8 protein-coding genes are annotated in these 9,638 nt (G+C 64.2%); 6 read left to right on the top strand and 2 right to left on the bottom strand.

Features of this window, described 5'->3' with window-relative positions; genetic code table 11:
* Positions 1–65: 65 nt before the first annotated feature.
* The 4 genes from RMP08_RS00680 to RMP08_RS00695 all read left to right on the top strand — a co-directional run bounded on the left by RMP08_RS00680 (position 66) and on the right by RMP08_RS00695 (position 6,955).
* On the top strand, positions 66–2,084 hold the full coding sequence (locus RMP08_RS00680) for a DUF3857 domain-containing protein (protein ID WP_310467015.1): 2,019 nt from the start codon (positions 66–68) through the stop codon (positions 2,082–2,084).
* A gap of 211 nt (positions 2,085–2,295) precedes the next feature.
* Positions 2,296–3,051: an alpha/beta hydrolase gene (locus RMP08_RS00685; RefSeq protein WP_310467016.1), complete on the top strand. Its 756-nt coding sequence runs from the start codon at positions 2,296–2,298 to the stop codon at positions 3,049–3,051.
* A 101-nt stretch (positions 3,052–3,152) separates the two neighbouring features.
* Positions 3,153–5,021 (top strand): M2 family metallopeptidase, encoded by a 1,869-nt coding sequence (locus RMP08_RS00690; RefSeq protein ID WP_310467017.1) that lies wholly within the window; start codon positions 3,153–3,155, stop codon positions 5,019–5,021.
* Positions 5,022–5,134: 113 nt separating this feature from the next.
* The gene (locus RMP08_RS00695; RefSeq protein ID WP_310467018.1) at positions 5,135–6,955 is read left to right on the top strand and encodes a M2 family metallopeptidase; all 1,821 of its coding nucleotides are present in this window, start codon (positions 5,135–5,137) and stop codon (positions 6,953–6,955) included.
* Between the two features lie 59 nt (positions 6,956–7,014).
* On the opposite strand, the gene RMP08_RS00700 is transcribed toward RMP08_RS00695, so the two are convergent.
* Together RMP08_RS00700 and RMP08_RS00705 are read right to left on the bottom strand one after the other, a co-directional pair.
* Positions 7,015–7,437, bottom strand: a complete 423-nt coding sequence (locus RMP08_RS00700; RefSeq protein ID WP_310467019.1) for a hypothetical protein — start codon at positions 7,435–7,437, stop codon at positions 7,015–7,017.
* Between the two features lie 103 nt (positions 7,438–7,540).
* The gene (locus tag RMP08_RS00705; RefSeq protein ID WP_310467020.1) at positions 7,541–8,020 is read right to left on the bottom strand and encodes a peroxiredoxin; all 480 of its coding nucleotides are present in this window, start codon (positions 8,018–8,020) and stop codon (positions 7,541–7,543) included.
* A gap of 105 nt (positions 8,021–8,125) precedes the next feature.
* On the opposite strand from RMP08_RS00705, the gene RMP08_RS00710 reads away from it, so the two are divergent.
* Both RMP08_RS00710 and RMP08_RS00715 read left to right on the top strand, forming a co-directional pair.
* Complete coding sequence (locus tag RMP08_RS00710; protein ID WP_310467021.1) at positions 8,126–8,698, top strand: YqgE/AlgH family protein; 573 nt, start codon at positions 8,126–8,128, stop codon at positions 8,696–8,698.
* 89 nt (positions 8,699–8,787) lie between these two features.
* Positions 8,788–9,638, top strand: an 851-nt coding sequence (locus RMP08_RS00715; RefSeq protein ID WP_310467022.1) for an adenosylhomocysteinase, incomplete at its 3' end; no start/stop codon positions are given.

The following is a 9,638-nucleotide window of genomic DNA, read 5'->3' on the forward strand; positions in this document are numbered from 1 at the left end:
CTCAATGCTTGCGCCATCCTGGGTGCCAGTGAGGCCGAAGGGTCGGAAGCAAAATGCGAATTGCAGTGCCAGTCCTGGTCGCGTCGATCCTGGCCGTTGAGCCGGTCCATGCTGCAAACGACCAAGTGCAGCGAAGACCTGCCGCGAATTGGGTAACGCCCTCAAACCTCATGCCGGTGCCAGAAGGGGCAACTGGCCTCGCCTTCGTGCGGCGCAATGACATGCTCGTTCATCTCGATGGGCAAGGGCGAACGCAGTATCAAGGTTATCGGGTCAAGGTACTCCATCCTAACGCGCTCCAATTGGGTAATCTTTCGATCGCATGGGACTCGTCTGCTGGCGCACCGATCGTTCACGCCATCCGAGTTCACCGGCAGAACGAAGCGATCGACGTGCTCAAAAACGCCTCGTTCGAGATTTTGCGTCGGGAGGATCAGCTCGAAGCTGCCACTCTCGACGGAGTCCTCACTGCCATCCTGCGCGTTCCTGACCTACGTGTCGGCGACGAGCTGGAAGTTGCGTGGACGACTCGTTCCAGCGATCCGACACTTGGCGCAAACGACGCTGGGCTGCTCTTTCTTGCACCTGAACCACCCCCGGGGCGCTTTCGCCTGAGGTTGAGTTGGGATGAGGGGCAAGAACCGCGTCTAAAGATGACGCCCGACATGGCGGCCATTGTCGACCGGGGAACCCGGGCCGTAACGTTCCAGTTCGACAATCCTGCCGCGCTGATCCCGCCCAAAGACGCGCCAGCGCGATACAAGTGGCAGCGCGTCGTCGAGTTTAGTGACTATGCTGACTGGGCGACGGTTTCCCGGCATTTTGCACCGCTTTTCGATCAGGCGGCGAAGCTTGAGCCTGGCTCCCCGCTTAAGTCCGAGGCCCGGCGGATTGCTGAGGCCCATTCGGACCCGCTCGAGCGGGCGAGCGCCGCACTAAGACTAGTGCAGCAGGAAGTCAGATACATCTACGTCGGTCTGGACGGCGGAAACCTAAAGCCCGCGACGGCCGAGGAAACCTGGCAGCGCCGTTACGGCGACTGCAAGGGAAAGACCGCGTTGCTGTTGGCGCTCCTGTCCGAACTGGGGATTGAGGCGCAGCCCGTGCTGGTCAACAATGCTGGGGCAGATGACGGACTCAACGAGCGACTGCCGAGTCCGGGAATGTTCGATCACGTCCTCGTGCGGGCGAAGATTGATGGCACCCATGCTTGGCTCGACGGCACTTTACCGCACGTCGCCGCTCCCAGCCAAACGCCGGTGCTGCCGTATCGATGGGCGTTACCGTTGACGGGGCATGGCAGCTCGATCGAGCGGATCGACTGGCATCCTCCGAAACAGCCTGACGCAGTGACACTGTACGAGATCGACGCCCGGGCGGGCTTTGACCGACCGGCGCGGATCACAACTTCGACCATCGTTCGCGGCATTAAAGGCCTGCAGCAACAAATTCAGTTTTCCGCACTGACGCCGACCCAGTTGCTCAGCGGAATGCGGCAGCAGATGGTCGGCGACACATGGCAATCGATTGAGGATGCCCAGTGGCGCTACGACTTGAAGGCTCAAGCAAGTGTGCTGACTATTAGCGGCACCGGCACGGTCAATTGGGACGACGACGGCGGCGCCAAGTCGCTTTCGCTTCCCGGTGGCGGTTTCAGTCCCCCGGACAGGCGGACTCGCCCTGCCAATCAAAATCAAACTTTTCCCTATGCGAATGAGCCGGAGTTCACATGTCACGCCACGACCGTCCGGCTGCCCTTGGCAACTCGATCGTCACATTGGTCCTTCAACTCGACCTTCGACACGCGCCTGTTTGGGCGAAATTATTATCGAGTCTTTGAACTTCGTGACGGCGCTATCCGTATGATCCGTGGCTCTCGCGTGGAGCAACGGGAGGTCGACGCGGCGGCGGCGATGCGGGACAACGCGAAGATCGCGTCCTTTGACAACTCCATGGCTTCGATCTCTTACGACCCGACCAGTGGTGGATCGCGATCTAGCAATGGTCAGACTGTTCCTGCCACTTATGAGATCGACTGGACGGCCAGCAACGTCCCATGCCTTGCTGCATTGGCCGCTGGCTAGGCGGCCATGACGGAACGTCCGCCTCTCACCCGACGCTGACATTAGCCCTCAAAAAAACGCCGCTAAAGTTGCAAAGTAGGATTTCGCCTGACATCCCCTTGGCCATGGACGTTGCTTGCCATCGCACTGCCCGATCGGCCCCGCTCCCCCGCCTTCGTCCCCTCCATCGCAAGATGCTCACGACTGCGAACATTGGGAATATTGGCGCGCCATGACGGAGCCCGCCATCCACCGCTGGACCGCGTCCGACGGGGTCGAATTGGTCTATCACGAGCTCGGCGAGGGGCGGCCGCTGGTGCTGCTCCACGGGCTGTTTTCCGACGCCGGGATGAACTGGATCAAGTTCGGCCACGCCGCGCGCCTCGCCGCCGACGGCCGCCGCGTAATCAGGCTCGACTTGCGTGCGCACGGCCTGAGCGGGGCGCCGCACGACGCCGCCTGCTACCCGCCCGGGGTTCTCGTCCGCGACCTCAACGAAGTGATCGCGCATTTGCAACTCGACGAATTCGACCTCGCCGGCTTCTCGCTCGGCGCGCGGACCATCGTCCAGGCAGTCGGGGAGGGGCTCCGGCCGGGCAAGGCAGTGCTCGCCGGAATGGGGCTGCGCGGCCTCGAGAATTGGGACAAGCGCCAGGCCTTTTTCGTCGAGGCCATCTCGCGCTTCGAAACCAGCAACCGCGGCGACCCCTATTGGCTGGCGATCCAGTTCATGAAGACGATGAAGATCGACCGCGTCGCCGCCGCCAACGTCCTCGCCTCGTTCGCCAGCGCCGGGCGCGAGTGGCTCGCCGCGTTCACCATGCCGACGCTGGTGGTGTGCGGGGCGGAGGATGAGGACAATGGCTCGGCGCACGAATTGGCCGAGGCGCTGCCCAACGCCAGTTTCGCCGAAATCCCCGGCACCCACATGAGCTCGGTGACTAAAAAGGAACTCGGCGAGGCCATTGCGCGCTTCCTCACCGCATGATGGCGAACTGCTGCTCGCGAGCTTGACGCGCAACCGCTCAGGTTTCAGGGAAACCTCCACGCGAACAACAGCATAGCTACAAACACGAGGATTCTACCGCCATGAAACTTGCCGCTTCCGTATCGCTTATCGCACTCGCTCTCGCCGGCTGTGCAACCACCCCTGGTGCGGTCGCGGTGGCCGATGCGCCGGCCGCCGGCGAGTCGCTCGCTACACCGGCCGACCAGGCGATGACCACCGAAGGCGCGCGCGCCTTCGTCGCCGCGGTCGAAAAGGATTTGTTCGACCTTTCGACGATCAGCGCCCGTGCCGGCTGGGTCAACGCGACTTACATCACCGACGACACCGACGCGCTGGCCGCCTACTTCGGCACCATCGGCACCGAGAAGGGCGTCAAATATGCGCTCGAGGCGGCCAAATGGTCGCGCGTCCCCGGGCTCGACGCGGATACGCAACGCAAGCTCAACATCCTCCGCGGCGGCCTGGTGCTCGCCGCCCCGACCACGCCCGGCGCCGCGGCCGAGCTGAACGACATCGCGACCAAGCTCCAATCGACCTACGGCAAGGGCCGTGCCCGTCATCGCGGCAAGGAGATTACCGGCGACGACGCCGAGGAACTGATGGGCACGCTGCGTAACCCCGCCGAGCTCCAGGAAATCTGGCAGAGCTGGCACGAGAATGTCGGCCGCCCGATGCGCGCCGACTACACGCGGCTGGTCGACCTCGCCAACCAGGGCGCCAAGGAACTTGGCTACGCCGACACCGGCGCGATGTGGCGCTCCAACTACGACATGACCCCGGAAGAATTCTCCGCGATGTACGACCGGCTGTGGGCCGAGACCAAGCCGCTTTACGACCAGCTCCATTGCTACACGCGGACCAAGCTCAACCAGAAATACGGCGACAAAGTGCAGCCGGCGACGGGCCCGATCCGCGCCGATTTGCTCGGCAACATGTGGGCGCAGGAATGGGGAAACATCTACGACATCGTCGCCCCCAAGGGCGCCGGCGACGTCGGCTATGACGTCACCGACCTGCTCAAGGCCAAGAAGAAGACGCCGACCGACATGGTCCGCATCGGCGAGGGTTTTTACACCTCGCTCGGCCTGCCCGCGCTGCCCGCAAGCTTCTACGAGCGCAGCCAGATCACCCGCCCCGAAGGCCGCGAAGTGATCTGCCATGCCTCGGCGTGGGACCTCGACAACAAGGACGACCTGCGCATCAAGATGTGCACCAAGGTCAATGGCGACGACTTCGTCACCATCCACCACGAGCTCGGGCACAATTATTACCAGCGCGCCTACAACCAGCAGCCGTACCTCTATCTGAACGGCGCCAACGACGGCTTCCACGAGGCGATCGGCGATTTCGTCGCACTCTCCGTGACGCCCGAATATCTCGTCCAGATCGGCCTGCTCGACCGCAACAAGGTGCCGTCGGCGGACAAGGACATCGGGCTGCTGCTGCGCCAGGCGATGGACAAGGTGGCGTTCCTTCCGTTCGGCCTGCTGGTCGACAAATGGCGCTGGGGCGTGTTCGACGGCTCGACCGCGCCGACCGCCTACAACCAGTCATGGGTGGCGCTGAAGCAGCAGTATCAGGGCATCGCCCCGCCGGTCGCACGGACCGAAGCCGACTTCGACCCGGGCGCGAAATATCACATCCCGGGCAATACGCCGTACGCGCGCTACTTCCTCGCCCGCATCCTCCAGTTCCAGTTCTACAAGGCGGCGTGCGACACCGCCGGCTGGCAGGGGCCGCTCCACCGTTGCTCGTTCTACGGGAACAAGCAAGTTGGCCAGAAGCTCAATGCGATGCTCGAGGTCGGCGCGTCGAAGCCGTGGCCCGAAGCGCTCGAGGCGTTCACCGGCAGCCGCGAAATGACCGCCAAGCCGATGCTCGACTATTTCGCCCCGCTCCAGGCGTGGCTCGAGCAGCAGAACGCGGGCAAGCAGTGCGGCTGGTCCTGAGCGTCCAAGCCGCTGGTTGAACGGGCGGCACCGTTGGTCGAGCGGGCTTTGACCGCCGGCCGCTGAGCTTCGACCCCCTGTCCCGACTTTTAGTCAGGACAGGGGGTCTTAGAATGAAGCCGTTTCTCGCTACCGTTTCGCTCGCCGCGCTCGCGCTGGTTCCGGCCAGCGCGCCCGCCGCGCAAACCGCCGCCGCGCTGACTCCCGAAGCCGCACGCGCATTTGTCGCCGCAGCCGAAAAGGATTTGCACGAATTCGGCCTGATCGGCGCCCGCGCGGCGTGGGTCAACGAGACCTATGTCAACGACGACACCGACGCGCTGGCCACATACTTCGGCGCGATCGGCACCGAGAAGGGCGTCAAATACGCCAAGGAAGCCGCGCGTTTCGCCGCGGTGCCGGGACTCGACGCCGATACCAAGCGCAAGCTCGATTTGCTGCGCGGTTCGCTCGGCCTTGCCGCGCCCGACACGCCGGGCGCCGCGACCGAGCTAAACACGCTGACCACGCGGCTGCAATCGTCCTACGCCAAGGGCCGCGCCAGCCTCGACGGCAAGGTGCTCACCGGCGACGATGTAGAGGCGCTGATGGGCTCGACCCGCGACCCGAAGAAACTGGCCCAGATGTGGCAGAGCTGGCACGAAACCACCGCCCGCCCGATGCGCGCCGACTATGCCCAGATGGTAACCATCGCCAACCAGGGCGCCAAGGAGTTGGGCTATGCCGACACCGGCGCGATGTGGCGGTCGCGGTTCGACATGACCCCGCAGCAGTTCGAAGCGATGTACGACCGCCTGCTCGGCGAGCTGAAACCGCTCTACGACCAATTGCACTGCTACACGCGGACCAAGCTCAGCCAGAAATACGGCGCCGCGGTGCAGCCCGATAGCGGCCCGATCCGCGCCGACCTGCTCGGCAACATGTGGGCGCAGGAATGGGGCAATATCTATGACGTGGTCGCGCCTCCGGGCGTCGGCGACATCGGCTACAGCCTGACCGATTTGCTGGTGGCCAGGAAGTACGACCCGGTCAAAATGGTCCGCGCCGGCGAGGGTTTTTACACTTCGCTCGGCATGGCGCCGTTGCCGGCTACTTTCTTCACGCGCTCGCAGCTGGTGCGCCCGCGCGACCGGGACGTGGTCTGCCACGCCTCGGCGTGGAACGTCGATTCGAAGGACGATTTGCGCATAAAAATGTGCATCAAGCCCAACGCCGACGATTTCGTCACGATCCACCACGAGCTCGGTCACAATTATTACCAGCTCGCTTACAACCAGCAGAGCACGCTCTACCAGGACAGCGCCAACGACGGTTTCCACGAGGCGGTCGGCGATTTCATCGCGCTGTCGGTGACGCCCGAATATCTCGTCCAGATCGGCCTGCTCGACCGCTCCAAGGTGCCGTCAGCGGACAAGGACATCGGGCTGTTGCTGCGCCAGGCGATGGACAAGGTCGCCTTCATGCCGTTCGGCTACGTTGTCGACAAATGGCGCTGGGGCGTGTTCGACGGCTCGATCACCCCGGCCAACTACAATGCGGCGTGGGTCGATTTGAAGCGCAAGTATCAGGGCGTGGTCCCGCCGGTCGCGCGCTCGGAGGCCGACTTCGACCCCGGCGCCAAGTTCCACATCCCCGGCAACACCACCTACGAGCGCTACTTCCTTGCCCGCGTGCTGCAGTTCCAATTCTATAAGGCGGCGTGCGACATGGCGGGCTGGCAAGGCCCGCTGCACCGCTGCTCGTTCTACGGCAACAAGGAAGTCGGCAAGCGGTTGAACGCAATGCTGGCGACCGGGCTGTCCAAGCCGTGGCCCGACGCGCTCGAGGCGTTCACCGGCACCCGCGAGATTTCGGGCAAGCCGATGCTCGATTATTTCGCGCCGCTCCAGGCGTGGCTGCAACAGCAGAACGCCGGAAAGCTATGTGGCTGGTAGGGACGTAAAAAATCCCCGGGGTGGTGGCCCCGGGGATTTTTGTCAGTGGCATCGGTGACTTAGTAAGCGACGGTGCCGACCTTGAGCTGATCGTCGATCATCGGGTCGACCGGGCGCTGAGCAGTGGGCCCGCTGTCCTTCAAGGTCAGCGCCTCCTCGGCGATCTCGCGCTGCGACTTCTTGGACGTGGCGCGCTTGGGTTTGGCGATGAACGCGGTCTCGGAGCTGTCATCCTCGAAGCTCTGCTCGTTGCTGTCGGCCATCATGCTTTCGCGCCACTCGCCGATCTGCTCGCCGAGGCGGCTGATCTCTTCGCTGATCTGCGCACGGCGCGACCACAAGAAGGCGCCGGCCGCGACCGCGCCGCCGACCGCCACCGCGGCGGTCAGGCCGTTGTCGCGCGCGCTCCCCAGCCAGCTGTCGCTGTACTGGTTCTTGCCCTCGGGATTATTGTTGCGGCTCTTACGCTTGTTACTCGCCATCGATACTCTCCTTTACCTAGGTACACCCGAGGCCAAACGCCCGGAATCGGGGCGCGTTTCATGGCCTCGGGTGAGGAGAGGCGGGCGAGCGGCGAGCGCCTTCCTACAGCTGCTCGAGCAGGGTTTCGGCGCTCGACGCGCGATATTCGCCGGGGGCCTCGACGTTCAATTGCTCGACCACGCCGTCGTTGACCAACATCGAGTAACGCTGGCTGCGCTGGCCCATGCCGAACTTGGCGCCGTCCATGGTCAGCCCGATCGCCTCGGCGAAGTCGCCATTGCCGTCGGCTAGCATGGTGATGTCGTCCGAGCCGTCGGCCTTGTTCCACGCGCTCATCACGAACGCGTCGTTGACCGAGATGCCGGCGATTGCGTCGACGCCCTTGGCCTTCAAGTCACCGGCCCTCTCGACGAACGATGGCAAATGCCTTGCCGAGCAGGTCGGGGTGAATGCGCCGGGAACCGCGAACAGCGCGACCCTCTTGCCTTTGAAGAACTCGCCGCTGGTGGTCGGCTGGGGGCCGTCGGGGGTGGCGATGGCCAGGGGCACGTCGGGCAGTCGGTCGCCGATTGAAATGGTCATTGGGAAAAACTCCTCGCAGGGATGCGTCGGCCCGGCCCATAGGCCGCGCGCGTGGCGTCCTCAAGACTTGCGGGAGAGAGGGCCGCGGCCCATCATCGCCGCGCGATGGACCAACCCCTGTTCCTCTCTGGCAAGCTGCTTCTCGCGATGCCCGGCATGGCCGACCCGCGCTTCGAGCGGGCGGTGATCGCCTTGTGCGTCCACGACGACAATGGCGCGGTCGGCATCGGCATCGGCCACAAGCGCGCCGGCCTGCGCTTCCGCGGCCTCTTGAAGCAACTCGAGATCGACCCCGGCGAGGCGCCCGATTGCGCGGTCCATCACGGCGGGCCGGTCGAGCCGGGGCGCGGCTTCGTGCTCCACTCGAGCGATTGGGGCGGGCAGGACACCCTTCATGTCAGCGGCGCCGGCGGCGAGTTATGCGCGATGACCGGGACCATCGACGTGCTGCGCGCGATCGCCGAGGGCAGGGGTCCCAAACGGTGGATCGCCGCTCTCGGCTACGCCGGCTGGGGCGAGGGCCAGCTGGAGGAGGAAATGACTCGCCATGGCTGGTTCGCCGCCGACGGCAAGCCCGAGATATTGTTCGACACCCCGACCGACGAACGCTGGGGCGCGGCGTTCAAGGCGGAAGGCGTCGATCCGCGCCTGCTGTCGAGCGTGACCGGGGTCGCCTGAGCTCATATAAAGAATTCTTTATATTTGCTTTTGGCGGCCACTCTGGCTAGGGCGCGGCCGACCCCCTTTCACGTTACCGGAGACTTCCCTTGGCGACCCAGGCTGACACGCGTTTCACCGATTACGTCGTGCGCGACATTTCCCTCGCCGATTACGGCCGCAAGGAAATCGACATCGCCGAGACCGAGATGCCCGGCCTGATGGCGCTGCGCGAAGAGTTCGGGACGGCCAAGCCGCTCAAGGGCGCGCGCATTACCGGCTCGCTGCATATGACGATCCAGACCGCGGTGCTGATCGAGACGCTGATGGAATTGGGCGCCGAGATCCGCTGGGCGTCGTGCAACATTTTCTCGACCCAGGACCATGCCGCCGCGGCGATCGCCGCGCGCAATATCCCGGTGTTCGCGGTCAAGGGCGAGACGCTCGAGGAGTATTGGGATTACGCCGCGAAAATCTTCGACTGGGGCCAGGACCAGACCTGCAATTTGATCCTCGACGACGGTGGCGACGCCACCATGTTCGCTTTGTGGGGCGCGCGGGTCGAGGCCGGCGAGGCCTTGTTCGAGCCGACCAACGAGGAAGAGGAAATTTTCGCCAAGACGCTCCAGCGCTTCCTTAAGGAGCGTCCGGGCTATCTCACCAAGACGGTCGCGGCGATCAAGGGCGTCTCGGAGGAGACGACCACCGGCGTCCACCGCCTGTATGAACTGTCGAAACAGGGCAAGCTTCCGTTCCCCGCGATCAACGTCAATGACAGTGTGACCAAGTCGAAGTTCGACAATCTTTACGGCTGCAAGGAATCGCTGGTCGACGCCATCCGCCGCGCCACCGACGTGATGCTCGCCGGCAAGGTCGCCTGCGTCGCCGGCTTCGGCGATGTCGGCAAGGGCAGCGCCCAGTCGCTTCGCAACGGCGGCGCCCGCGTCATGGTCACCGAAAT

Origin of the sequence: Sphingomonas sp. (assembly GCF_031426035.1) — a bacterium.
Lineage (GTDB): Bacteria > Pseudomonadota > Alphaproteobacteria > Sphingomonadales > Sphingomonadaceae > Sphingomicrobium.

What these genes read in the sequence shown, in the direction of transcription:
- RMP08_RS00690 (WP_310467017.1), top strand. Translation starts at nt 3,153, where the DNA reads ATGAAACTTGCCGCTTCCGTATCGCTTATCGCACTCGCTCTCGCCGGC.
- RMP08_RS00695 (WP_310467018.1), top strand. Translation starts at nt 5,135, where the DNA reads ATGAAGCCGTTTCTCGCTACCGTTTCGCTCGCCGCGCTCGCGCTGGTT.
- RMP08_RS00705 (WP_310467020.1), bottom strand. Translation starts at nt 8,020, where the DNA reads ATGACCATTTCAATCGGCGACCGACTGCCCGACGTGCCCCTGGCCATC.
- RMP08_RS00685 (WP_310467016.1), top strand. Translation starts at nt 2,296, where the DNA reads ATGACGGAGCCCGCCATCCACCGCTGGACCGCGTCCGACGGGGTCGAA.
- RMP08_RS00700 (WP_310467019.1), bottom strand. Translation starts at nt 7,437, where the DNA reads ATGGCGAGTAACAAGCGTAAGAGCCGCAACAATAATCCCGAGGGCAAG.
- RMP08_RS00710 (WP_310467021.1), top strand. Translation starts at nt 8,126, where the DNA reads ATGGACCAACCCCTGTTCCTCTCTGGCAAGCTGCTTCTCGCGATGCCC.